Origin of the sequence: Enterobacter cloacae, assembly GCF_013375935.1 — a bacterium.
GTDB classification, from domain to species: Bacteria; Pseudomonadota; Gammaproteobacteria; order Enterobacterales; family Enterobacteriaceae; genus Enterobacter; species Enterobacter pasteurii.
Genome location: NZ_CP056117.1, coordinates 3549476 through 3572300, shown reverse-complemented (window position 1 = coordinate 3572300; position 22825 = coordinate 3549476). Strand labels below are relative to the sequence as shown.

The 22825-nt window shown below is 53.8% G+C and carries 24 protein-coding genes and 1 pseudogene; 12 read left to right on the top strand and 13 right to left on the bottom strand.

Translation table 11 applies throughout. The annotated features are described in order from the left end of the window. Positions 1-26: 26 nt before the first annotated feature. The gene (locus HWQ14_RS16780) at positions 27-911 is read right to left on the bottom strand and encodes a MarR family transcriptional regulator (protein WP_176611220.1); all 885 of its coding nucleotides are present in this window, start codon (positions 909-911) and stop codon (positions 27-29) included. 285 nt (positions 912-1196) lie between these two features. Here HWQ14_RS16780 and HWQ14_RS16775 point away from each other — a divergent pair, with 285 nt between their 5' ends. Beyond that, complete coding sequence (locus HWQ14_RS16775) at positions 1197-2654, top strand: EAL domain-containing protein (protein WP_176610374.1); 1458 nt, start codon at positions 1197-1199, stop codon at positions 2652-2654. Positions 2655-2738: 84 nt separating this feature from the next. Here the strand turns inward: HWQ14_RS16775 and HWQ14_RS16770 are convergent, their stop codons facing one another. From HWQ14_RS16770 to HWQ14_RS23360, 6 genes are all read right to left on the bottom strand, one after another. Further along, a complete protein-coding gene (locus tag HWQ14_RS16770) occupies positions 2739-3017 on the bottom strand; it encodes a biofilm development regulator YmgB/AriR family protein (RefSeq protein ID WP_148419484.1) in 279 nt (92 codons plus the stop codon). 23 nt (positions 3018-3040) lie between these two features. Further along, the gene (locus tag HWQ14_RS16765) at positions 3041-3340 is read right to left on the bottom strand and encodes a hypothetical protein (RefSeq protein ID WP_148419485.1); all 300 of its coding nucleotides are present in this window, start codon (positions 3338-3340) and stop codon (positions 3041-3043) included. Positions 3341-3458: 118 nt separating this feature from the next. Then, positions 3459-3698, bottom strand: a complete 240-nt coding sequence (ycgZ, locus tag HWQ14_RS16760) for a regulatory protein YcgZ (RefSeq protein WP_176610373.1) — start codon at positions 3696-3698, stop codon at positions 3459-3461. Between the two features lie 184 nt (positions 3699-3882). Further along, entirely contained in the window at positions 3883-4155 is a 273-nt protein-coding gene (locus HWQ14_RS16755; protein ID WP_148419487.1) for a DUF883 family protein, read from the bottom strand. Between the two features lie 237 nt (positions 4156-4392). After that, positions 4393-4998 (bottom strand): transporter, encoded by a 606-nt coding sequence (locus HWQ14_RS16750; RefSeq protein ID WP_176610372.1) that lies wholly within the window; start codon positions 4996-4998, stop codon positions 4393-4395. Positions 4999-5395: 397 nt separating this feature from the next. Beyond that, on the bottom strand, positions 5396-5644 hold the full coding sequence (locus HWQ14_RS23360) for a tyrosine-type recombinase/integrase (RefSeq protein ID WP_245166415.1): 249 nt from the start codon (positions 5642-5644) through the stop codon (positions 5396-5398). Positions 5645-5802: 158 nt separating this feature from the next. Between HWQ14_RS23360 and HWQ14_RS16740 the strand changes: the two are divergent. Further along, positions 5803-6068: pseudogene (locus tag HWQ14_RS16740) on the top strand (DUF4113 domain-containing protein); the annotation flags it as partial. Positions 6069-6210: 142 nt separating this feature from the next. After that, positions 6211-6861 carry a hypothetical protein gene (locus tag HWQ14_RS16735; RefSeq protein WP_245166414.1) on the top strand — a complete coding sequence of 217 codons (651 nt, stop codon included), beginning with the start codon at positions 6211-6213 and terminating at the stop codon, positions 6859-6861. Between the two features lie 138 nt (positions 6862-6999). On the opposite strand, the gene HWQ14_RS16730 is transcribed toward HWQ14_RS16735, so the two are convergent. Both HWQ14_RS16730 and HWQ14_RS16725 read right to left on the bottom strand, forming a co-directional pair. After that, positions 7000-7809 carry a chaperonin gene (locus tag HWQ14_RS16730; protein ID WP_176610371.1) on the bottom strand — a complete coding sequence of 270 codons (810 nt, stop codon included), beginning with the start codon at positions 7807-7809 and terminating at the stop codon, positions 7000-7002. Between the two features lie 129 nt (positions 7810-7938). Beyond that, entirely contained in the window at positions 7939-8610 is a 672-nt protein-coding gene (locus HWQ14_RS16725; RefSeq protein WP_176610370.1) for an SOS response-associated peptidase, read from the bottom strand. 349 nt (positions 8611-8959) lie between these two features. On the opposite strand from HWQ14_RS16725, the gene HWQ14_RS16720 reads away from it, so the two are divergent. The 3 genes from HWQ14_RS16720 (at position 8960) to HWQ14_RS16710 (ending at position 12237) form a co-directional block, all read left to right on the top strand. After that, positions 8960-9235 carry a metal/formaldehyde-sensitive transcriptional repressor gene (locus HWQ14_RS16720; protein ID WP_176610369.1) on the top strand — a complete coding sequence of 92 codons (276 nt, stop codon included), beginning with the start codon at positions 8960-8962 and terminating at the stop codon, positions 9233-9235. Between the two features lie 32 nt (positions 9236-9267). After that, positions 9268-10386 (top strand): S-(hydroxymethyl)glutathione dehydrogenase/class III alcohol dehydrogenase, encoded by a 1119-nt coding sequence (locus HWQ14_RS16715; RefSeq protein WP_148419490.1) that lies wholly within the window; start codon positions 9268-9270, stop codon positions 10384-10386. 159 nt (positions 10387-10545) lie between these two features. Next, positions 10546-12237, top strand: coding sequence for a methyl-accepting chemotaxis protein (locus tag HWQ14_RS16710; protein ID WP_176610368.1), 1692 nt, complete (start codon positions 10546-10548; stop codon positions 12235-12237). A gap of 41 nt (positions 12238-12278) precedes the next feature. Here HWQ14_RS16710 and HWQ14_RS16705 read toward each other — a convergent pair whose 3' ends face one another. Beyond that, positions 12279-13202, bottom strand: a complete 924-nt coding sequence (locus tag HWQ14_RS16705; protein ID WP_176610367.1) for a LysR substrate-binding domain-containing protein — start codon at positions 13200-13202, stop codon at positions 12279-12281. A gap of 227 nt (positions 13203-13429) precedes the next feature. On the opposite strand from HWQ14_RS16705, the gene hglS reads away from it, so the two are divergent. Next, a complete protein-coding gene (gene hglS / locus HWQ14_RS16700; protein ID WP_176610366.1) occupies positions 13430-14773 on the top strand; it encodes a 2-oxoadipate dioxygenase/decarboxylase HglS in 1344 nt (447 codons plus the stop codon). Positions 14774-14815: 42 nt separating this feature from the next. Next, positions 14816-16321 (top strand): carboxylesterase/lipase family protein, encoded by a 1506-nt coding sequence (locus HWQ14_RS16695; RefSeq protein WP_176610365.1) that lies wholly within the window; start codon positions 14816-14818, stop codon positions 16319-16321. Here HWQ14_RS16695 and HWQ14_RS16690 read toward each other — a convergent pair. Continuing rightward, positions 16308-17150 (bottom strand): LysR family transcriptional regulator, encoded by an 843-nt coding sequence (locus tag HWQ14_RS16690; RefSeq protein WP_176610364.1) that lies wholly within the window; start codon positions 17148-17150, stop codon positions 16308-16310. The two genes, HWQ14_RS16695 and HWQ14_RS16690, sit on opposite strands and share 14 nt — an antisense overlap. Before the next feature lie 113 nt (positions 17151-17263). On the opposite strand from HWQ14_RS16690, the gene HWQ14_RS16685 reads away from it, so the two are divergent. Together HWQ14_RS16685 and HWQ14_RS16680 are read left to right on the top strand one after the other, a co-directional pair. Beyond that, positions 17264-18433 carry a pyridoxal phosphate-dependent aminotransferase gene (locus HWQ14_RS16685; protein ID WP_176610363.1) on the top strand — a complete coding sequence of 390 codons (1170 nt, stop codon included), beginning with the start codon at positions 17264-17266 and terminating at the stop codon, positions 18431-18433. A gap of 31 nt (positions 18434-18464) precedes the next feature. Continuing rightward, positions 18465-19238, top strand: coding sequence for an ABC transporter substrate-binding protein (locus HWQ14_RS16680; protein WP_176610362.1), 774 nt, complete (start codon positions 18465-18467; stop codon positions 19236-19238). 53 nt (positions 19239-19291) lie between these two features. On the opposite strand, the gene HWQ14_RS16675 is transcribed toward HWQ14_RS16680, so the two are convergent. Then, a complete protein-coding gene (locus tag HWQ14_RS16675; RefSeq protein ID WP_176610361.1) occupies positions 19292-19564 on the bottom strand; it encodes a hypothetical protein in 273 nt (90 codons plus the stop codon). A 30-nt stretch (positions 19565-19594) separates the two neighbouring features. Here HWQ14_RS16675 and HWQ14_RS16670 point away from each other — a divergent pair, with 30 nt between their 5' ends. After that, positions 19595-21250, top strand: a complete 1656-nt coding sequence (locus HWQ14_RS16670) for a glucan biosynthesis protein D (RefSeq protein WP_176610360.1) — start codon at positions 19595-19597, stop codon at positions 21248-21250. Positions 21251-21303: 53 nt separating this feature from the next. Then, a complete protein-coding gene (gene rimL, locus HWQ14_RS16665; protein WP_176610359.1) occupies positions 21304-21843 on the top strand; it encodes a 50S ribosomal protein L7/L12-serine acetyltransferase in 540 nt (179 codons plus the stop codon). Here the strand turns inward: rimL and ydcK are convergent. After that, entirely contained in the window at positions 21838-22818 is a 981-nt protein-coding gene (ydcK, locus tag HWQ14_RS16660; RefSeq protein WP_176610358.1) for a YdcK family protein, read from the bottom strand. The two genes, rimL and ydcK, sit on opposite strands and share 6 nt — an antisense overlap. Positions 22819-22825 lie beyond the last annotated feature (7 nt).

The window sequence follows — 22825 nt, the reverse complement described above, 5'->3', positions numbered from 1 at the left end:
GTTCAGCAAGCCGAACGCCGGTGAGATTAGTATGCGGACGTCATGCTGGGGGCATGGCGTCGTTCTTTTGGCACCACGTTGATGTAATGGGTGACATAGGCGAAATAGAGCCCGGCATAATTTTCGACAAGCTCAATAAATGCCGGGTAGACCGACATCCGGCCGTCGCCGCGATCTTTTAGATAACCCGCCTCCTGTGCCGACTTGATAATCCGGTTAACGTGAATACGCGAAACAAAAAATTCTTTTGCCAGCGTGCTGGCTGAATACGCAATGGTTGCGCCGTGTGCGGTTTTATTATCAATGGCCTGTAAGTAGAGATACAGCATAATCATGCGGCCGCCATCTTTATCGATAAATAACCCGACCTCAGGAAGTACTTTTCTGAACGTTAATCCCCGGAAAAGATATTCCGCAGCCCGCCGGAAAAAGTTGTGTCGTAAAATATCATTATCCAGCAGGTTAACGTTTATATTGAATGCCGGATAAAGAATGCTCACGGGCGTAAATGCCCCGGACATATAGCGCTTAAGCTCATCGAGTCCCTTATCCGTAGGGGCGATTTTTGTCTTTCGTCGATCTTCGGTGCAGCGCCAGGTCTTAATTCGCCCGGTGGTTTTCAGTATTGTGATGATCGCGATAACGCTGTTAGGGCTGGCGATATTATAGCGGGAGCACAATTCCTTAATTTCTGAAACTGACTCGGCCTGATTGCCAAAAACAAAACAACACATAGACAGTATTATATTGAAGCGTGATTCCTGAAGCATCGTCTTGTAGAACAGGGGCTGTTTTTTATAGATGGCGTCATTAATTCTGTAGTGCTCTTTTATGGCTTCGCTAAATCGCGGGTTGTGCTTAATGACATCCCGTCGATGTAACAAGGCCCTGGATGAGATATGATTATCCATAGCATTTTCTCTTTTTGTATGAGCCGATAAGATGAAGTGTCCGCTCTTCTTTTTCGGAATTTTCATTATACCTTGAGAAAGTCCCGGATACTTACGTTATATGAAAAGAAAGTTATATTTATACGGCTTATGGATGCGCCGGTTGATTAACCCAAAGATGTTCCGGTACTTAACATTGATAACGGTTTATTAACCTTAGGGGGTGCGGTAAAATAATGTTGTGCAACGCGAATTATTGATTTTCATCCCCAGCGGGAATGACATCTTCATTCTCAGGAGCAGGTTATGCCTCAACATTTATCTTCACTGAACGACGCGTGTTCTGAGCAACGATTTGTTATTTCATCCTGCGCCTTTACCTTCCAGGGGTACAGCCAGCTCCTTAAGGCCCGTGGCGTAAACGTCACGCGCCTCCGTTTTGAAGAGGATGAGGTGTGTTCGGCTGATGTGAGTAAAATGGCATATAATCAATCAGTTACCATTTCTGTTTTTCTTGGTCGCGACGTTGCCGCCTTTCTTGAAAGCCTGAAGCGGCTGGTATCCGTTCTTAATGCGCTGCCCGCTGTTTCCGGCGTCACGCTGTATGGCGCAGTGCCTGAAAGGTGGCTCTACGCCACGCTGAAAAGCCTCGTCAGTAATAAAAAAATGCTCTCCAGGATCCGCATAGCGAATATTTCAGAGGTCATAGATAAGTTAACGAATAATTCGAGCGGCCAGGCACGTTCGTCACGCCTTTTGCGTGACGTTCCCGATAATGGAGAAAAAGAAAATGTGCATGGCTTAACGAAGCGTGAGCTGGACGTATTGCTGAACTTTTATCGCGGGGTTTCAATTAAGGCGTTATGCGTGAAGCTGGGGGTGTCGGATAAAACCGTCTATAGCCATCGTAAGGTGGGTTTAACCAAGTTGCATCTTATTCGGCTGTGGTTTAACGATTCGCGCGTATTCAGGGATGAAGTCTATATTGCGCCTGATAATCAGCAGGCCTTTTCAGAAGCGGAAGTGGCGGTATTACAGGCGCTGCACAAGCGGGAAATCTTTGCGGCATATCAGATTATTACCGACGGCGATAAAAAAGGGGTAGGGTTTGAAATTTTGCTGCGCTGGAATAAAAACGGAGAAATTATTAAGCCGGGCCAGTTTCTTAGCGGTATAAAAAACGCTGAAATATGGCTAAAGCTGACGGCGCTGGCGATCCACGCTGCCGTATCCGGCATTAATAAATACAACGGTAAATATTATTTTTCAGTGAATATACCGCCCCAGCTGGCGTCCGGAAACGCGCTGCCGGGCATGGCGAAAAAGGCCGTTGAGATGTTACTTAAGACGCAATGGGCCGATAAGCTTGTCTTTGAATTAGCGGAAACCGTTGACGTCACGAAGGATAAAAATATACCCGAAACGCTTCAGCGCTTACGCAGCGCTGGCTGTCGTTTGTTTCTGGATGACTGTTTTTCACGAGATCACGCCATGTTTCCCGTCAGACAGGTTCACTTTGATGGTCTTAAGCTCGACCGGGATATCGTCGAGGCGTTTGTCGCTAACGATAATGAATATAATATTATTAAGGCAATACAGATTTATAGCGATCTGACGGGCGGGGAATGCGTTGCGGAAGGGGTGGACAGCGAGGAAAAATTTGAAAAGCTTGTCGCATTGGGCGTTAAGCGCTTCCAGGGATACTATTTTTCCCGGGCGGTAAAAGAAGAAGAGTTAGATCGTATGGTGCGATTATTTAGCTAGCGGTATGCTGGTGGAACAATAAAAGCAGGCTTTTGTTAACCACCAGCATTTAAAACGGAGACTCACCGTTGATACAGACCGTTCTCAGATATCATCACGAGTAAAACCGACCACAATTTCAAGCGTGTTGCGAATAACGTCACAGGCATCAGGCTCTGGCGTAATTTCAAGAGCGTGAATAAGTTGCAGGATGATCTCTTTATTAGAAAGATTATCGCCGGTCAGCATAATGCAGCGGATGGCAGAGCCTAATACTTCAACCTCACCGCTGAGATGCGTTCCCGCATTCAGGAAATGTTCTGCCAGTCCTTTATCGTGCAGTGCTTCAAAGTTGTACGTCTGCTGCCTAAGCGCTTTACTCATGGTGGTCACCGTGTCGGTTAATATTAGTGTTTCTTGTCTGGGGCCAGAAGCGTGGTTTTGCTGAAGAGAGAGCGCATGCGGCCGATGTCATAATCTCCTATGACCCTTCCTCGATCCTGCGATACGCCGGTTACGCGCTGGCGCACTTCATCTTCAGCAGCAACCAATGCATTTTTACGTTCGTCATTTGATTCAACGGTAGCCATTGCCCGGAGGCGACTGGCAAGAGACGCAAAGGTAATCGGCCCGTTCTCTTTCAGGATTGATAAAACGGCCTCACCAATCAGGTCATCTTTAAGTCGTTCAAATTTAGTTCTATGCATAGCTTCAATCTCACTCTGCTACACGCGGCAGGCTGTAGCATGGGGTTAGTCATCGCGTTCGATATAGCTATTCTCGCTCAGCGTGCCTAACTTAGTAAGTTAAAAAACAGTGTTCAGGTTAACGCTCGAAGAAAAGGGCGATCAGACCGTTATAGTGTGCTTTCTCAACGTCGGAATGTGACTCCTCAATCCGGCGTAAGAGCTTTGTACAAATTGTCATTCTGCTCAGTTGTACATTTTCTTTAATGATTTCACTGACAATGGCGCCGAGCGTTTCCTGCTGTGTTGGCACGTTATCTTTGTTGAAATACAACGTGATAGCGCTTTCTGCTGTAGAGGGAGCATGGTTGCGACGCATAATTTTCCACCGTTAACAAACAATTGTGTAACATCACTGGAATGGAATTTATACTATTTAGTCAAATCTGTACATAGAAATTGTACAAGTTTGTTGTACAGAGCGTACATTTGACCCCAGAACTATCAGAATTAGGGGGGAGGAAAGGAGAGGGAGAAAGAAAAAGGCCCCGGAGGGCCTGATGTTATTTACGTCCCAGCAAAAGCCCCAGGACGATACCAACCGCACCTGCGGCGATTAAGCCGGTTAGCGGGTTGTTTCTGACGGCTTCAGTGACGTCCGAAACGGCATCGCTGGCCTGGGCCGCGTATTTTTTCGCCGCCCCCTTCACCTGGTGCTTAGGGGAATCAACGAACTCGCCAAACTGCTGCTGCGCAGAGCCGGACAATTCATCGAGTTTGTTTTTGGCTTTATCGCCAGCGTATTGAGCGTTTTTATCAGCGTCGATATCAGACATTCCTGCCTCCTTTTGTTGGTAGATTAAGGATAGTCGCTGATGGCGGAAGTGAGAGATAAACCGCTGAAATCGGCAGCGGATTGCGCATTTTTAGGATATGTCTACCTTTCACTCTCTGACCTTCTACGAAATAAACACGTATCCTTAATTAACGAAAGTTAATGTCTTAAAGGGGCGCCGGGATATAGGCCGGCCGCGAGCGCGAAATAACGATCCCATACGCAGCGGGAAAGCGGATTATTTCCGACCCTCGCGTTGGCGAAAGGTAGCGTAATAGCCAAGGGAAGCGCCCAGGCACAGCATATAGCCGAACGTTTCGCTACCTTCCTCAACGGCGTTTTTCACCACGCGAATATAGCCATGCTCCAGGATGGCGTGCCATAGCTCCTGCATGCCGAACAGACGGGAGAAGACCAGCACGCACAGCAGGCCGCTCAGCAGAATGCCGTACCACGGCGATTGTGTATATTTTGCCAGCTGGTCCAGCGTTTCACGATAATGCATTAATGGGCGAATGAGGGACGCCAGCGCGGTAATAAGAGCGAACCACACCCAGCTGCCGTGAGAAATAAGATCGAAAAGGGCATCCAGCTCGCGAATTAACATGCTCAGGAAAAAACCTCCCACGAGAATATTGCAGTAGCGCATGGGAACATACAGCCTTGCGAGCCGAAAATGGAGAAATACGATGGCCGCTAATACCGTTTCCTGCATGATTTCGGTCATTGATAATTCAGGGATGTCATGACCAAAAAAGTGCATGTCCACCCAAAGGCAAAGTACGCCAAGTGCGCAGGCGGCCGCTGCGCCAGCGAAGAATAAAAAGCTTTTTAGTACAATCATTAACACCACCATTTTGTTTATCGCGACTATGTTAGGTGACGAAAATGTTATTTCTGTTCACATCGTGCGTTATAAGTGCAAATTTTTAACATTACGAGCTAAATAGCCTCAGCGGTGGAGAACATATGCCGTAAATATCGTCTGTACCGTTTGGAAGGGTTACGCTCAATTCAAATATCTTTCTTTTTGTTTACAGATGAGCAACATGCGAGGTAGTATACCCCCCTATAGTAGTGGGTATATCTTTAAGGTGTTGATATTATTGGTTTATTTTAGATAATTTTGTTTTCAGGGGCATGCTGGGGGCAAACCCTAACCGCTCGTTTAACAGCTCCACCTGCTCACCGTCAAACTCCTTGATCCAGGCCGAATACACCTGATACACCATTTCAGCGTCTTAGTGCCCGAGCTGGTTGGCGATGAACGAAGGGTTCGCTCCAGCCGCAAGTGACCAGCATGCGTAAGTGTGTCGTGACTGATAAGGCGTGCGTCGGCGAATACCGGCCTTTTTCACCGAGGCATCCCAGCGGTCGGTAATGGACTGCGTCGAAAAATACTTACCCGGATCTTTTGTCCCCAGGCGCGGCAGAAACACAAAACGCTTCTTCTGTACTTCAGTCTTCCCATAACCAAGTATGATTGACATGAGAGCACATCCAGCTGGCCAACCTACTTAGGGTGGTTTGTTGGGTAGTGTACTCCCATGTTCTTTGAAGATTTGTTGTATTGTGCAGCAAACATGCCGCTAGGTGCGCAAAAGTTAAAAAAAAAGCGTATCAAAACTCCTAAATAGAGAAAATCTAGAAGGATGGCCACTGCTATCAAAAGGCAGGGATCATGCTGGGGGACTTTTTTAGCCAGGGCGTAGCGCATTGAACTTGTTCGACGAGTACGCTCCACGGTTGGGCAGCGAAAGATTGATGGAGGTGCTCGATCATCTGAACGCGAAAGGCTGGAAAGGCACACTCTACTTTGCAGGACAGGGCATTCAGCAGCAGTGGCAGATGAAGCGTGAAATACTATCTCCACGTTACACGACGAGGTACTCTGATCTTCCTAGAATTCGTTGAGGCCGGGGAAGAATGTCCATTCACAACCAATAGCGGCTATGAACGATAGGGTGTATTCTGGAGTAAATATTGCATGGAATGAAAAATATAATCGGTTAGGATATGTGTATCGTGTTTAACTTTGACCATGGTGAGGGCCATAATGAGTATAATGGGTGATGCTAGTGCTTTTTTAAATAGTATACCAGAATGGTTGTCGTCCTTTATTACCGCTTTAATTGGAGCGGTTATTGGTGGCTTTTTTACGCTTCGAGGTGTTGATCGTGAAGCTAAAATCACTCGAGCAGAAGCCGAAAAAAATGCCCTTGATTTACAGTTATCTGTTTTGAAAGGTATCAAAGGGGAGGTTTCAACTTTAATCAATATTTATAATAAAAGAATGCAGTATCACATTGAAAGAATTGAGCCTGGTGGGATGTTGCTAATAAGTTTTCCTGTTGGGGAAGATAATTTCATATTTTATGAACAAAATGCACGAGAAATTGCGAAATTGAATGATACTGCAAGAGATTCAATAATTAACATTTATACCTACGCCCGTTCACTCATACAATCTTTTAAAGGTAATAATCAGCTTATCGCAGAATACGAAAAGATATTTTTTGACATGGCTGACAACAATAAAGACAAGGAAATGTACGAAAGGTTGCATGAGGCTAAAATAGCGGTTATGGTTGATTATGCTCAAGGGATTAAGCATATTGATGCTGAATTGAGGCAGGTTATTACTGAAGGGTTTAATGTTATTGATCAAGAAATAGCAGCGCTGAAAATAAAGCTAAAAAATTCGTAGCCGAAGTTATGCCTTTGTCTCTATTTTTATAGACTTCAATTTTATACGGTTTCATCCTTATGCGAGTAGCAAATGCTACTCACATAAGCTATTATATGAAAAGATTGTAAGCGTTGAGTAATTCCGCTCAATTAATTATTATTTTATTATTGGGTAGCTTACACAAGTGTGCCCATTACTCATGGCATACATTTGGTTTCCTTTAAGACTAACAAAGGGAAAAGTGGTAAATTCATAATTTATCGGTGTCATATTAAATGTGAGCGATTTATCTTTAAGGTTAAGTTTTGTTGAGTGTGCAGGATAAGTACCTTCATTCTTTTTAGTAATGATAAAACCTATTGGGAAAAAATGTAACGCACAGATGAAAGCAATGTGCCCATCATTCATAAATGCCACGCTTTGAGCTGAGATATGCATTCTATGTGGATAAAACCAATAATAAATATCATGGCTATCCTCAAAGCTTGAACTTTTTCCTAAGACATAATCCTTCAAAGGAGTATAAAAGGGGCTATCTACAGGCTCTTTTTTACAATCCTCAACGGAAGTGGCTGATAAAATATGGCCAATCATGGCCTTAGTAAAAGATACACTATCAAATGGGATATTAATGAATGGGGATGTAATTAATCCAGTCATGTGCTGGTTTAATTTTTCTTTGAAGGAATTTGTAACTTGTTCGATTGATTTATCATAACCGCCTAAAACATAATTATTACACTGGCTACATATTGTTCTAAAGTAAGAACCATTTTTGGCATTTAATGGTTTAACAGGTTCACGAGTGTTGAAAAATTCACTGACAGTTTTCTGAAGAACTGGACCTAAAGTTATAGCACATTTGGGAGGGACGTGATCTTTAGTGAGTGTGTCATATTTACCACAAATATTACAATAACCTTTTGTAATCCCATTATGTTTCCATCTTTCACTGATTTTGGTCATTGCTTACCTCAATAAGATGAACTAGTTTTGCAACATAAATCTAACTGAATACACTTCTAAAAGTGAATAAAGATATATGGCAAATATTTTAACGCATTTAGCAGAAAGGTGCATGCTAATATTGTGTAATTAATGGGCAGCCTCGATTAACTCGGCTCCCTGTTTTCTGGGATTTCCTACTGCATGCGTAACAGGATGCCATATGAACTTCTCTGCAGGCACCGCACCATTTATCGTAATTTCTTCAGCTTCATTCCCACCGACATCGTGACGCATCCATTTCCTGGCAGCTTTCGGTAACAAAACCAGTGGCCGGCGGTCATGAATATCGATCAGACCTTTATCAGCTGCAGATGTCACGATGAGGAAACCTTCAGCTTTGTCGCCGCGTTCGAACGGCCTACTGCCGATCGCAGCCATGAATATCGGTTGGCCGTCGGCCCGGTGAATAAAGTAGGGTTGTTTCTTGTCTCCTTCTTTCTTCCATTCGAACCATCCATCCGCAAAGCAGATCGCCCGGCCATGCTGCCAGAGAGGTTTTAACATTCTGCTTGTGGCTGTAGTTTCGACACGAGCGTTAATCAGTGGCGATTTATCCCACCACCTTGGTGCGTAACCCCAAAATACAGGATCGAGATGCAGCAGCTCGTCGCGTTCGCTCAAAAGCAGGACTTTAGTACCAGGCGCGACGTTGTACCGGCCAATAGGCTCGGGGTCATATGAAATGTCACGATCGGCTTCGTCGGCCAGATAAGCCAGATATTCTTCACGAGTTTGGGCTTGAGCAAGACGTCCACACATAGAAACCTCCGGTCGGATGTCAGACTGAAAGTATAGAGTAGGGAAAAAAGTAGCGCGCGCTGGTTAAGTCTTACAAACGGATTCGAGGCGATTATGCTGATCAACCTGAGATGCGCAAAGAGGTGTGTTTCGAAACAGGAAGGAGCTATGTAGAAGAGTGAGTTTTGGGGGCATATCTGAGGGCAAAATACCCTTTGGGGGCAATTTGGGGGCAGTAAAAAGACCTTTTATGTCCGATAGTGTCTTTTATGTATACCGCGTAAATGCCTGATAACCCTATAAAACTTAATGTTTACATAAAGTTACTTTAGAAGATACAATACCCCCCTATAGTATCTAAGGAGGGCATATGCCACATTCACCTGAAGACAAAAAACGTATCCTCACGCGAGTGCGCCGTATTCGGGGCCAGGTCGATGCCCTCGAACGCGCCCTGGAATCGGGCGAGCCCTGCCTGGCTATCCTCCAGCAGATTGCGGCCGTGCGCGGTGCGGCGAATGGCCTGATGGGGGAGATGGTCGAAATTCACCTCAAAGATGAGCTGGTAGCGGGAGAGACAACCCCGGATCAGCGGGCCGCGCGTATGGCAGAAGTCGGCCATTTGCTGCGCTCTTATCTAAAATAAACCCACACACCACACAACAGGGGAAAGACATTATGAAATCTCGCGCAGCTGTCGCGTTTGGCCCAGGCCAGCCGTTGAAGATTGTTGAAATTGATGTGGCGCCGCCTAAAAAAGGCGAAGTGCTGATCAAGATCACCCATACGGGCGTCTGCCATACCGATGCGTTTACCCTGTCCGGTGAGGATCCGGAAGGGGTGTTCCCGGCGGTGCTCGGGCACGAAGGGGGCGGCGTGGTGGTGGAAGTGGGTGAAGGCGTGACCAGCCTTAAGCCCGGCGACCACGTGATCCCGCTGTACACCGCGGAGTGCGGCGAGTGTAAGTTCTGTAAATCCGGCAAAACCAACCTCTGTCAGGCCGTACGCGCCACCCAGGGCAAAGGCCTGATGCCGGACGGCACTACCCGTTTCTCCTACAACGGTGAGCCAATCTATCACTACATGGGCACCAGCACCTTCAGCGAATATACGGTCTGCGCCGAGATCTCGCTGGCGAAAGTCAATCCGCAGGCGCCGCTGGATAAAGTCTGCCTGCTCGGCTGCGGAGTAACCACCGGTATCGGCGCGGTGCATAACACGGCGAAGGTAAAAGAGGGCGACACCGTGGCGGTGTTCGGCCTCGGCGGCATCGGCCTGGCGGTTATCCAGGGCGCGGTACAGGCGAAGGCGGGCCGTATCATTGCCGTTGATACCAACCCGGAGAAGTTCAGGCTGGCGGGGGAAATGGGCGCGACCGACTTTGTTAACCCGAAAGACTATGACAGGCCGGTTCAGGAGGTGATTGTTGAGCTGACCGACGGCGGCGTGGACTTCAGCTTTGAATGTATCGGCAACGTCAACGTAATGCGCTCGGCGCTGGAATGCTGCCATAAGGGCTGGGGCGAGAGCATTATCATCGGCGTGGCCGGGGCTGGTCAGGAGATCAAAACCCGTCCGTTCCAGCTGGTGACGGGGCGCGTCTGGCGCGGCTCGGCATTTGGCGGCGTGAAGGGCCGTACGCAGCTGCCGGGAATGGTTGAAGATGCCATGGCGGGCAAAATTCAGCTCGATCCGTTCATCACCCACCGCCTGCCGCTGGATCGGATCAACGAAGCGTTCGATCTGATGCACGAAGGTAAATCCATTCGTACCGTTATTCACTTCGGCGACAACTAATTATTCTGCCAGCGGTTTTTGCCGCTGGCCTTTCTTCCCTGAACTTCTCTAAAGTGTGACCTGTCTGGCGCTTTTAGGCGTAATCTAATCCCCGGCCGTGCCGATGACTATTTTACAGGCGTGTTTTTACGCATCTTACCTATAAGAGAGTCGACGGTCATGGACAACACAACATCAATGCAGGCGCAGCACGGGCTGAGCTTTCTGCATCACATCCGGCTGGTTCCGCTGTTTTCCTCCATTCTCGGTGGCATTATTCTCCTGTTTGCATTGAGCTCGGGCCTGGCGGGCTATTTCCTGCTTCAGGCCGACAACGATCAGCAGGACGTCACGGCAGAAATCCAGGTGCGTACCGGCCTATCGAACAGCTCTAACCATTTACGCACCGCCCGCATCAACATGATCCACGCCGGGGCGGCGAGCCGTATTGCGGAAATGGAGGCGATGAAGCAAAACATCGCCGAGGCCGAAACCCGCCTGAAGCAATCGCAGGATGGATTTGCCGCCTACATGAAGCGCACCGTTCGCACACCGGCGGACGAAGCGCTGGATGGCGATCTGAAAGCTCGCTACGACGCCTACATTGCCGGCATGCAGCCGATGCTTAAATACGCCAAAAACGGCATGTTTGAAGCCATCATCAACCATGAGAACGAAACCGCGCGCCCGCTCGACGATGCCTATAACGCGGTGTTGCTGAAGGCGATAAAAATTCGCACCGACCGCGCTAACGCCCTTACGGCGCAGGCACATAGCCGCACCCGGTTAGGTCTGATCTTCATGTTCGGCGCCTTTGGGCTGGCGCTGGCGCTGGCGGTGATTACCTTTGTGGTGCTGCGCCGCACGGTGATTAACCCGCTGCAGCGAGCCGCGACGCGCATCGGGAATATCGCGAAGGGCGATTTAACCCTGCCGGACGAACCGACCGGGCGCAGCGAAATCGGCCGCCTGACGCACGATCTGCAAACCATGCAGCACGCGCTGGTCAGCACCGTGAGCACCGTGCGGCAGGGGGCGGAGGAGATCTACCGGGGTACCAGCGAGATTTCTGCCGGAAATACCGATCTCTCTTCCCGCACCGAGCAGCAGGCGGCGGCCATCGAACAGACGGCCGCCAGCATGGAACAGCTCACCGCGACGGTGAAGCAGAACGCCGATAACGCGCACCATGCGAGCAAACTCGCGGAAGATGCCTCCGGTAAGGCCAGCCGCGGGGGACAGATGGTTTCCGGCGTGGTGAAAACCATGGGCAACATCTCCACCAGCTCGAAGAAGATCTCTGAAATTACCGCCGTGATTAACAGCATCGCTTTCCAGACCAATATTCTGGCGCTTAACGCGGCGGTAGAAGCGGCGCGTGCGGGCGAGCAGGGGCGCGGCTTTGCGGTGGTGGCGAGCGAAGTCCGTACGCTGGCCAGCCGCAGCGCGAACGCCGCGAAGGAGATTGAAAGCCTGATTAATGAATCGGTGTCGCTTATCGATCAGGGTTCCGGCGAGGTGGTTGCCGCGGGCAATACCATGAATGAGATCGTGGAGGCGGTTAAGCGCGTCACCGATATCATGCTGGAGATTGCGGCGGCGTCCGACGAGCAGAGCCGCGGCATCGTTCAGGTAAGCCAGGCGATTTCCGAGATGGATAAAGTGACGCAGCAGAACGCCTCGCTGGTGGAGGAAGCCTCCGCGGCGGCAGCATCGCTTGAAGAGCAGGGCGCACGTCTGACCGAAGCCGTCGGGGCGTTTCGGCTCGCCGGCTCGCGTGCAGGACGGCCCGCGACCGCTGCCCCGGCGGTAAAACCCGCGCCGCTGGCTCCGGCGGCTGCCGTTTCAGGGGATAACTGGGAAACGTTTTAGGTCAAAAAAACCCGCCTTCGCGGCGGGTTCTGAGCATCGCGTCAGAGAGGCATTGATTTTCGAATGGCGCTTAGCAGCGTTTGGGCGCCGTCGGAAAGCGGGGCGTCTACCCGCGTCAGGATCCCGATCGGTTCTCCCGCTCCGGGCGACGTGACCGGCAGCGCCGTGAGCACGCCGCGACGCAGATCGTCCTTCACCGCGCCGGACGGCACAAACCACACGTAGTCATAATCCACCGTGAGCTGGCGAGACAGCGACGCCGAAAGCGTTTCAATACACCCTGAAGGAAGCGTGCAGCCCTGCATTTGCAGCAGCGCTTCCGCATTCTGGCGCGGAACGGTTCCTTTTGGTGAGACCACCACCGGCCACTCCATTACGCGGCTCAGGGTCACGGTATCCTGCAGCAGCGGGTGATTTGGACGCACCACCAGCTTCAGTGATTCCAGGAACAGCAGCTCGTAGTTGAGGCCGCTCATCAGCTCCGGGTCGGACATCCGGCCGATACCCAGGTCAAGCTCGCCCGACTTCAGCCCAGCCAGCAGCATGGTGTTATTCATGGTCGCCACCTGGAGCGTGGCGTGCTTTTGCTGCCTGTGGAACTGGCCAATGGCGGCGGGAAGAATGCCCAGCGCCGCGGTGGGAAGTGCCCCCACTCGCACGATGTCGCTGGCTGGCTCTTCTTTGCGGTTCAGCGCCTGACCGGCGGTATTGAGGGCATCCAGAACCTTAACGGCATGCGTCAGAAACTGTTCGCCCATAAGCGTAAGCTGCGCGCCCAGGCGACCGCGATCGAACAGCCGGGTTCCGGTAAGCTGTTCCAGTTCGTTCAGCGTTTTTGAAAGCGCGGGCTGGCTGAGGTTAAGGGTTTCAGCCGCTCGCCCCAGCGCTCCCTGTTGAGCGACGGCTACAAAAGTATGCAAATGGCGCAAGCGTATGCGCTGACTGAAAAGAGCATTTTTTTCCATAGGCGATGTTAAAAACAGAGCGACGCGGGTGACAAGTTAAGATGTTTGAATTTGATAACCTGATAGCAAAATATTTTTAACATTTGATCTATTTGAGTTACAACCGTTTTTCGAAAATGCCCATGCTTTGACCACTCGTCTGTCTGGATCACAATTCGTAAATTCTTCCCGACGAAAGGAACGGGCTTCTCTACACTCCAGGTAGTATTCACTGGAGGCATGACATCATGGCGAACACCATCACGGCTGATGATATTCGGGAACACTTTTCGCAGGCTATGTCGGCGATGTACCAGCAGGAAGTTCCGCAGTACGGCACGCTGCTGGAACTGGTGGCGGACGTTAACCTGGCGGTTCTGGAAAATAACCCACTTTTACATGAACAACTGGCAAATGCGGACGAGCTGGCGCGCCTGAATGTTGAACGTCACGGTGCGATCCGCGTCGGCACCGCGCAGGAGCTTTCCACCCTGCGCCGGATCTTCGCCATTATGGGCATGTACCCGGTCAGCTATTACGATCTCTCCCAGGCGGGCGTTCCCGTCCACTCGACGGCGTTTCGTCCGGTTGAGGATGCCGCGCTGTGCCGCAATCCGTTTCGCATTTTCACCTCGCTGCTGCGCCTGGAGTTAATCGGGAACGCTGAGCTGCGCGAAAGGGCGGCGGCGATTCTCTCCCGCCGCAATATCTTTACGCCGCGCTGCCTTGAGCTGCTCGACCTGCATGACGCGCAGGGACACTTTACCGGGGCGCAGGCGCGGGAGTTTGTGCAGGAGGCGCTGGAAACCTTCCGCTGGCACCGCCACGCGACGGTCGACAGGGAAACCTACCTGGCGCTGAGCAACGAACACCGCCTGATCGCCGACGTGGTCTGCTTCCCGGGTTGCCATATTAACCATCTCACGCCGCGCACGCTGGATATCGACCGGGTGCAGGAGCTGATGCCGAAATATGGTATTGAGCCGAAAATCCTGATTGAAGGGCCGCCGCGTCGCGAGGTGCCAATCCTCCTGCGCCAGACCAGCTTTAAGGCGCTGGAAGAGCCGGTACTTTTTGCGGGTGAACATAAGGGAACCCATACCGCGCGTTTCGGTGAAATTGAGCAGCGCGGCGTGGCGCTAACGCCGAAAGGCCGCGAGCTGTACGATAGCCTGTTGAATCAGGCGGGGACCGGCAAAGACAACCTGACCCATCAGCTTCACCTGCGCGAGGTATTCAGCGCCTTCCCGGACAGCGAAATGTTCCTGCGCCGCCAGGGGCTGGCCTACTTCCGCTATCGTCTGACCCCGACAGGCGAGGCGCATCGCCACGCGTTTCGTGCAGGCGACGATCCGCAGCCGCTGATCGAGCGCGGCTGGGTCGTGGCGCAGCCTATCACCTATGAGGACTTTCTGCCGGTCAGCGCGGCGGGGATATTCCAGTCGAATCTCGGCAACGAAACGCAGGCGCGCAGCCACGGCAATGCCAGCCGCAACGCCTTCGAAGCGGCGCTGGGCTGTGCGGTGTATGACGAGTTTTCGCTTTACCAGGAGGCGGAACAGCGCAGTAAACAGCGTTGCGGTTTGCTCTGAAAACGTTACTCTGCTGGGGTGTGTTGGAAAAAGAAGGTTGATATGGAAAATCCCTCCGCCCCTGTAGTTGAAACGCGCCTGGGCGCACTGATTGGTTTTACTGAAGACGATACCCACGCGTGGTGCGGCATTCCGTATGCGGCACCGCCGGTTGGCCCGTGGCGCTGGCGCTCCCCGCGACCCGCTCCGCGCTGGGACGGCGTGCGCCAGGCGACGTCGTTCTCCTCCTCCAGCTGGCAGAGCAGCGAAGGGTGCCAGGAGCTGGGCGGCGGCGATCCCGGCCAGTTCTCTGAAGACTGCCTGTATCTCAACGTCTGGTCGCCCGCGTCGCGCACCGCTCCGCTGCCGGTGATGGTCTGGCTGCACGGCGGCGGGTTTACCCTCGGCGCGGGCGGGCTTCCTCCCTATAACGGCAGGGCGCTGGCGAGGCGCGGCGCGGTGGTTGTGACGATCAACTACCGACTCGGACACCTCGGCTTTTTTGCCCATCCGGCGCTGGAGGGTGAAGAGGCGCGCGTGGTGCATAATTTTGCCCTGCTCGATCAGATCGAAGCCCTGAGGTGGGTGCGGGATAACATCGCCGCGTTCGGCGGCGACCCCGACAACATCACCCTGTTCGGCGAGTCCGCCGGCGCGCGCAGCGTGCTGTCGCTGCTGGCTTCTCCGCTGGCGGAAGGGCTGTTCCATAAGGCAATAGTGCAAAGCGGGTATACCCTGCCGGACACGCCGCGTGAGCAGGCGATGCGAAAAGGCGAAGCCATTGCCGCCCATTTCGGCTTTGAAAACGCCACCGCAGAGCAGCTTCGCGCGATCCCTCCTGAGGCGTTCTGGCCGCTTACCGCGCCGCTAAATATCGCCCCCGCGCCCATCGTGGGTGACTGCGTGCTGCCGGAAGCCATGCTCGACGTCTTTTTCGCGGCCCGTCAGCATCCGGTCCCGGTGATGGTGGGGTCGAACAGCGACGAAGCCAGCGTAATGTCGGTGTTTGGCGTCGATCTGGCCGGGCAAATCCAGAAGCTCCGCCGCGAGCGGCGCTTTGGCCTCGGGCTGATAAAGCTGCTCTATCCGGGCGTCAGGGGCGACGAGGAGTTGGGCAGGCAGGTGTGCCGCGATATGGCCTTTACCACCATGGGATACGTGGTGATGCAGGCGCAGCAGCGGGCGGGGGGCCTGTGCTGGCGATACTGGTTTGATTATGTGGCCGAAGCGGAACACGCGACGTACGTTAACGGTGCCTGGCACGGCAACGAGGTGCCTTACGTGTTCGACACCCTCGGGCAGGTTGAGCCCTCGCGTCATTACGTGAACGAACGCGATCTGGCCTTCGCCGCTCAGGTGGCGGACTACTGGGTGAGCTTCGCGCGGGACGCGGGGAAACGTGACAGCCTGGCAGGACCGACGCGCTGGCCGGCCTGCCGCAAGGGGCGGGATGTGCTGTTACGCATCGGCGTGAATAAACATGCAGGGTTCAGGCTTGAAAACCGCTTTATGCGCGCCCGCATGAGCCTCTTCAGGCGGGTGATGAAACACCACGTCAGCCTCGACTGAGCAGACAGTCACGAAACGCATCCAGCCCGTTCTCCGGGCCGGGTGCTTCACGCAGTACCAGCCTGTAGCTCGCGCCGGTCCTGATGCTCGTATCGTAAGGCCGCATCAGCCGCCCGGCGCGCACGTCCTCTTCCACCAGCGTTTCATCCGCAATGGCGACGCCCAACCCCTGAATGGCGGCCGTAATCGCCAGATCCATGGTATCGAAGTGTTGATTTTTAAGCATGGCTTGCGCCGGGCGCGTCTGTTTCGCCAGCCACAGCGACCAGTCCGTTTTGTCCCGCGTCGGGTGAAGAAAGGTGAGCGTTTCCAGCGCCGAACCGGCCCGCAGCGGGCTCATTACCGGGGTCAACGCCTCCTCGAACAGCAGATCGCCCGCGCTCATGTGCGTGCCAAACACAATTGCCGCATCGTAGGATTCGGTTTTGAAGTTGACGTTATGATCGTTGGTGGTGGTAAGCGCAATTTGCAGGTCCGGCTGCTCGCGCTCCACCTTCAGCAGGCGAGGAACCAGCCAGCGCATGGCGCAGGTTGGGGCCTTCAGGCGAATGACGGTCTGGTGCGTCCGAGCCTGCTCGGCCACGTTCAGCAGCTGCTCAAACGCGGACTGTAGCTCCGGCAGCAGGGCGCTTCCCTGGGAGGAGAGGCGCAGGCCGCGCGCATGGCGTTCAAAAAGCGGGAACCCAAACCAGCCCTCCAGCGCGGCGATTTTACGGCTTACCGCCCCCTGCGTAAGGCAAAGCTCCTTCGCGGCGTGGGTCAGGTTCAGATGACGCGCGGTCACCAGGAAAGCCTCTACGGCATTGAGCGGAAACGAACGACGCGACATACCTCACCTTAGCTATGCGTTTTAGTCATGGCTATTATGACAACAATTCGGTTGTCCCGACAGCGCAGTTGTTGTTTGAATAGTTATGCATTAACCATGAGAAGGGACAGAGGATGAGTTTACAAACGCCGGTGCAGACACGTTCCAAACTGCCAGATGTGGGGACCACCATTTTTACCGTTATCGGCCAGCTTTCTGCCCAGCATAACGCCATCAACCTTTCTCAGGGCGCGCCGAATTTTTCCTGCGACCCTAAGCTCATTGCCGGCGTGACCCGCGCCATGGAGGCCGGGCATAACCAGTACGCCTCCATGACCGGTCTGCAACCGCTCAGGGAGCGTATTGCGGATAAAATTGCCGCGCTTTACGGCACGCGCTATGACCCCTCCAGTGAGGTGCTGGTGACCGCCAGCGCCAGCGAAGGGCTCTATTCGGCCATCAGCGGGCTGGTTCATCCGGGCGATGAGGTGATCTATTTCGAACCGTCCTTTGACAGCTACGCGCCGATTGTCCGGCTGCAGGGGGCGACGCCCGTCGCCATTAAGCTTACGGTGCCGGATTTTGCCGTGAACTGGGATGAGGTTCGCGCGGCGATCACCCCGCGGACGCGGATGATCGTCGTTAATACGCCGCATAACCCGAGCGGACAGGTGTTCTCTGCACAGGACCTGCACCAGCTCGCGGCGCTTACGCGCAATACCGACATCATCATTTTGTCTGACGAAGTGTATGAGCACGTCGTTTTTGACGACGTTCCGCACCACGGGATGGCTACGCACCCGCAGCTGGCGGAGCGCAGCGTCATTATTTCTTCTTTCGGAAAAACCTATCACGTGACCGGCTGGCGGGTGGGCTATTGTGTGGCACCCGCGGCGCTGATGGATGAGATATGCAAAGTCCATCAGTTTTTGATGTTCTCTGCCGATACGCCAATGCAGCACGCCTTTGCAGAGCACATGACCGATCCGCAAACCTGGCTGTCTCTGGCGGCATTTTATCAGCGCAAGCGCGATCTGCTGCAAAGTTTACTGGCCGACTCTCCCTTTACGCTGCTGCCCAGCAAAGGATCGTTCTTCCTGCTGGCGGATTACAGCGGCTTCAGCAGCGAGCGGGACAGCGACATGGTGCAACGGCTGATCGTCGACTGCGGCGTTGCCACGATTCCGCTGTCGGCGTTTTACGCCGACGGCACGGACAATAAGTTGATTCGTCTCTCTTTTGCGAAAGATGAGGCGACGTTACGGGCTGGTGCCAGGGCCCTGTGCCGGGTTACACCACGTTGAGCCTATCCCATCAGGATCTGAGGAGTTTGAGATGAAATTACGCGCGTTAGTTATCGGCATGGGACTGCTGTGTTCGTTTTCGTCCTTCGCGGCCACCGAGCTGCGTTACGGGCTGGAGGCGGAATATCCGCCGTTTGAAAGCCGCAATGCCTCAGGCGAGCTGGAAGGGTTTGACGTAGAGCTGGGAAACGCCATCTGTAAAGCCGCCGCGCTGAAGTGCAGTTGGGTGGAAACCTCGTTTGATGCGCTGATCCCGGGCCTGGTGGCGAAAAAGTTCGACGCCATCAACTCGGCGATGAACATCACCGAGCAGCGCCGCAAGAGTATTGATTTCACCCAGCCAATCTACCGCATTCCCTCCCAGCTGGTAGGCAAAGCCGGCTCGGCGGTAGAGGCCACGCCGGAAGGTCTGAAGGGCAAAACCATCGGCGTTCTCCAGGGTTCAATTCAGGAAACGTACGCCAAAGAGCACTGGGAAAAGCACGGTGTCACCGTGGTGTCTTATAAAGATCAGAACATGGCGTGGGGCGATCTGCTGAATGGCCGCATCGATGCCTCGCTGGTGATGTCCGCGGCCGGGCAGGCAGGTTTCCTCAGCAAGCCGCAGGGTAAAGGGTTTGGCTTTATCGGCAAACCGGTGTCGGACGACACCATCCTCGGCAGTGGTATCGGCTTTGGGCTGCGTAAGGGGGATGAGGCCACCAAAAAGCAGCTTGACGCCGCAATTGATAAAGTACGTGCCGACGGCACGATCGCTAAACTGGCTGATAAGTACTTTCCGGGTATCGATGTCAGCGTAAAATAACCGCCTCGTTTGTCCCGGCTGTCGATGTCCAGCCGGGACACTTTTAATACGCTTCATCCTTCATGCTGCCTCTGCGCTGCCTTCGTCTGCTCACCCCAGTCACTTTCTAAAGTAAGCTCCTGATGATCCACACACCTGTCGCCTTGATCCAGCATGAATGATTTTGCGTATTTACTGTTTTTTACACCACTTTCAGGCCGTTCTGGTCGACAGAAAATATTTCTCAGTTTGTTCAGATAATCACCCGCCAACAATTGGATTCTTAACCGTTTTTGTTTAGGCTGTGCGTTCTTTCTTGCCGTCATTTCGCCGCGCGCGAAACGCACTCACACGACCATAAGGACGTTTTCTCAGGCATGAATCGCAGACGTTTTCTCAAAGGTTCCCTGGCAATGGCTGCCCTGAGCGGCACTTCTGGCCTTGCTTCTCTGTTTTCCCAGGCGGCGTATGCTGCTGATTCCGACATTGCGGACGGTCAGAGCCATCGCTTTGACTTCAGCGTCCTGCAATCCATGGCGCACGATCTGGCGAAAACCCCGTGGGGCGGTGCGCCGCGTCCGCTGCCGGAAACGCTGGCGACCATGACGCCGCAGGCGTACAACGCCATCCGTTACGATGAGAAGCAGTCCCTGTGGAATAACATTGAAGGCCGTCAGCTGGACGCCCAGTTCTTCCATATGGGGATGGGGTTTCGTCGCCGCGTGCGCATGTTCTCGCTGGATCAAAGCACCTCACAGGCGCGTGAGATCCATTTCCGTCCCGAGCTGTTCAGCTACGGCGATACGGGCGTGGACACTAAACAGCTTGAAGGGCAGAGCGATCTCGGGTTTGCCGGATTCCGCGTCTTTAAAGCGCCCGAGCTGGCGCGGCGCGACATCGTTTCGTTCCTGGGCGCAAGCTACTTCCGCGCGGTAGATGATACCTACCAGTACGGCCTTTCCGCGCGCGGTCTGGCGGTAGATACCTTTACCGACACGCCGGAAGAGTTCCCGGACTTCACCTCCTTCTGGTTTGAAACCGTTAAGCCGGGGGATACGACCTTTACCGTTTACGCGCTGCTGGACAGCCCGAGCATTACCGGTGCCTATAAGTTCGTGATCCACTGCGAGAAGAGCCAGGTGATCATGGACGTGGAAAACCATCTTTACGCGCGCAAAGACATCAAGCAGCTCGGCATCGCGCCGATGACCAGCATGTTTAGCTGCGGCAACAACGAACGCCGCATGTGTGACACCATCCATCCGCAGATCCATGACTCGGATCGTCTGGCGATGTGGCGCGGCAACGGCGAGTGGATCTGCCGTCCGCTGAACAACCCGCAAAAACTGCAGTTCAACGCCTTCCAGGATAAAAACCCGAAAGGCTTTGGCCTGCTGCAGCTTGATCGCGACTTCTCCCACTATCAGGACGTGATGGGCTGGTACAACAAGCGTCCGAGCCTGTGGGTGGGGCCGCGCAATAGCTGGGGCAAAGGCTCCATCGCGCTGATGGAGATCCCGACCACCGGTGAAACGCTGGATAACGTGGTCTGCTTCTGGCAGCCGGAAAAAGCGGTAGAAGCGGGCGACGAGCTGAACTACAAATACCGTCTTACCTGGAGCGCGCAGCCTCCGGTGCGCTCGCCGCTGGCTAACGTCTACGCGACCCGCACCGGCATGGGCGGCTTCCCTGAAGGCTGGGCGCCGGGCGAGCACTACCCGAAAGTGTGGGCGCGTCGCTTTGCCATTGATTTCGTCGGTGGCGATCTGAAGGCCGCCGCGCCGAAGGGCATTGAGCCGGTGATTACCCTTTCCAGCGGTGAAGCGAAGCAGGTGGAGATCCTCTACGTCGAGCCGTTCGACGGGTATCGCATTCTGTTTGACTGGTATCCAACCTCTGACTCTACCGAGCCGGTAGATATGCGCCTGTTCCTGCGCTGTCAGGGCGACGCCATCAGCGAAACCTGGCTGTATCAGTACTTCCCGCCAGCGCCGGACAAGCGTAACTACGTTGACGACCGGATCATGCGCTAGCTTTATGAAACCGTGCCGGGTGGCGCCACGCTTACCCGGCAAGTGAGAGGCCTATGTCTTCAGAAATTATCCCCGTGAACCAGGATATCGAGCTTCGCGCCGTCGAAGAGCGGTATACCGCCGACCTGCACGGCCTCGTTGTCAAAAATAAAATCTGGCTGCAAACCGCCTTCGACTGGGCGCAGCACGTGGGCTCCGAAGAAGATACCCGCCGCAACGTGCAGAGCAACCAGATGCTGCACCAGCGCGGCTACGCCAAAATGTTCCTGATTTTCTTTAAAGACGAGCTGGCCGGCGTGCTGTCGTTCAATGCGATTGAGCCTGCGAACAAAGCCGGGTACATCGGCTACTGGCTCGACGAAGGGCAACAGGGGAAGGGCATTCTCTCTCAGGCGCTACGGGCGTTTATGCGCTATTACGTCGGGCGCGGCGAGATCCGCCGCTTTGTCATCAAGTGCCGGGTGGATAACCTGAGCAGTAACCGCGTGGCCCAGCGCAACGGTTTTGCGCTGGAAGGGTGCCTGCGGGAGGCCGAAATGCTGAACGGCCGCTACGATGACGTAAACCTCTACGCCAGAATTTTTCCCCTATAGCGCCCCCAGCAGGGGCGTTCGGGTGATCCGCGCGCTGCCGTTGATTGCCTTTACTCCCCGAACGTGAATGCTCTCGCCCTCAAACGCTTCGATAACCGCATCGTCTGTTATCTCCACCTGATGCTCAATCAGCACATCGCCGACGATGCGCGCGCGCCCCTGGATCACGACCCTGTCGTCAATCAGGATCGGGCCGCCCCGTAGCCGCGCCTCGCCGCCAATTAACACGTGGTGCTTAATGACGCAGTTGCCTTCTACGAGGGCGTTTTCCGCTATTTGTGAACTGTAGCGCACGGTGGGGATAGCATCGTCGTCCAGGCCAGCCAGCAGGCGGGCGTTGCCGTACACTTTGGCGCAGTCGCAGACCCAGACGTTATTTATCTCGTTGCCCTCAAGAATGGCGCGATCGAACACCTCCGCACGGTGCTCAACGAAGGCGTGCGTCACCATGGCATCGCCGTAAATTTGCGCCTGATGGACAATCCGCGACTGGCTGACCGTGGCCCTGTCGTAAATTTTGAGGATCTGATCATGGTCCGGGGTTAGCCCTTTGGCTGCGACGATCGTGCTGTTATGCAGTACCCGCGCGTCGCCAGCGATATGGCACTCGCCGCGGACCGTAGACTGCTGAATCGTGACGTTGTCACTTATCACCGCGCCGTGGCTCACCTCTGCGGCATCCAGCCAGCTGTTGCCGCCAACCTGCGCGCGGTGGCTGACGGTGCAGGGCCGGGTGAGGCGGGCGTTACCGGTTATTCGGGCGCCGGCGAACGCCACGCTGTTTTCATCGTAAATCCAGCACGCGCCGTCCTGTGCGAGCGCGCGCTCGTCTTCGACCCATCCGCCTTTTGTCCCGCTGACAACATCGCTAAAATCGCACAACGCAACGATCTGCCTGAGGGTGGTGGTGCGCGGCGTCGCACCGTCCAGCCAGTGCCAGAGCCGGGTGTCGTCGCTGAGCCGGTATTTTGTCATGGTAGTA

What these genes read in the sequence shown, in the direction of transcription:
- HWQ14_RS16780 (WP_176611220.1), bottom strand. Translation starts at nt 911, where the DNA reads ATGGATAATCATATCTCATCCAGGGCCTTGTTACATCGACGGGATGTC.
- HWQ14_RS16775 (WP_176610374.1), top strand. Translation starts at nt 1,197, where the DNA reads ATGCCTCAACATTTATCTTCACTGAACGACGCGTGTTCTGAGCAACGA.
- HWQ14_RS16770 (WP_148419484.1), bottom strand. Translation starts at nt 3,017, where the DNA reads ATGAGTAAAGCGCTTAGGCAGCAGACGTACAACTTTGAAGCACTGCAC.
- HWQ14_RS16765 (WP_148419485.1), bottom strand. Translation starts at nt 3,340, where the DNA reads ATGCATAGAACTAAATTTGAACGACTTAAAGATGACCTGATTGGTGAG.
- ycgZ (WP_176610373.1), bottom strand. Translation starts at nt 3,698, where the DNA reads ATGCGTCGCAACCATGCTCCCTCTACAGCAGAAAGCGCTATCACGTTG.
- HWQ14_RS16755 (WP_148419487.1), bottom strand. Translation starts at nt 4,155, where the DNA reads ATGTCTGATATCGACGCTGATAAAAACGCTCAATACGCTGGCGATAAA.
- HWQ14_RS16750 (WP_176610372.1), bottom strand. Translation starts at nt 4,998, where the DNA reads ATGATTGTACTAAAAAGCTTTTTATTCTTCGCTGGCGCAGCGGCCGCC.
- HWQ14_RS23360 (WP_245166415.1), bottom strand. Translation starts at nt 5,644, where the DNA reads ATGTCAATCATACTTGGTTATGGGAAGACTGAAGTACAGAAGAAGCGT.
- HWQ14_RS16735 (WP_245166414.1), top strand. Translation starts at nt 6,211, where the DNA reads ATGAGTATAATGGGTGATGCTAGTGCTTTTTTAAATAGTATACCAGAA.
- HWQ14_RS16730 (WP_176610371.1), bottom strand. Translation starts at nt 7,809, where the DNA reads ATGACCAAAATCAGTGAAAGATGGAAACATAATGGGATTACAAAAGGT.
- HWQ14_RS16725 (WP_176610370.1), bottom strand. Translation starts at nt 8,610, where the DNA reads ATGTGTGGACGTCTTGCTCAAGCCCAAACTCGTGAAGAATATCTGGCT.
- HWQ14_RS16720 (WP_176610369.1), top strand. Translation starts at nt 8,960, where the DNA reads ATGCCACATTCACCTGAAGACAAAAAACGTATCCTCACGCGAGTGCGC.
- HWQ14_RS16715 (WP_148419490.1), top strand. Translation starts at nt 9,268, where the DNA reads ATGAAATCTCGCGCAGCTGTCGCGTTTGGCCCAGGCCAGCCGTTGAAG.
- HWQ14_RS16710 (WP_176610368.1), top strand. Translation starts at nt 10,546, where the DNA reads ATGGACAACACAACATCAATGCAGGCGCAGCACGGGCTGAGCTTTCTG.
- HWQ14_RS16705 (WP_176610367.1), bottom strand. Translation starts at nt 13,202, where the DNA reads ATGGAAAAAAATGCTCTTTTCAGTCAGCGCATACGCTTGCGCCATTTG.
- hglS (WP_176610366.1), top strand. Translation starts at nt 13,430, where the DNA reads ATGGCGAACACCATCACGGCTGATGATATTCGGGAACACTTTTCGCAG.
- HWQ14_RS16695 (WP_176610365.1), top strand. Translation starts at nt 14,816, where the DNA reads ATGGAAAATCCCTCCGCCCCTGTAGTTGAAACGCGCCTGGGCGCACTG.
- HWQ14_RS16690 (WP_176610364.1), bottom strand. Translation starts at nt 17,150, where the DNA reads ATGTCGCGTCGTTCGTTTCCGCTCAATGCCGTAGAGGCTTTCCTGGTG.
- HWQ14_RS16685 (WP_176610363.1), top strand. Translation starts at nt 17,264, where the DNA reads ATGAGTTTACAAACGCCGGTGCAGACACGTTCCAAACTGCCAGATGTG.
- HWQ14_RS16680 (WP_176610362.1), top strand. Translation starts at nt 18,465, where the DNA reads ATGAAATTACGCGCGTTAGTTATCGGCATGGGACTGCTGTGTTCGTTT.
- HWQ14_RS16670 (WP_176610360.1), top strand. Translation starts at nt 19,595, where the DNA reads ATGAATCGCAGACGTTTTCTCAAAGGTTCCCTGGCAATGGCTGCCCTG.
- rimL (WP_176610359.1), top strand. Translation starts at nt 21,304, where the DNA reads ATGTCTTCAGAAATTATCCCCGTGAACCAGGATATCGAGCTTCGCGCC.
- ydcK (WP_176610358.1), bottom strand. Translation starts at nt 22,818, where the DNA reads ATGACAAAATACCGGCTCAGCGACGACACCCGGCTCTGGCACTGGCTG.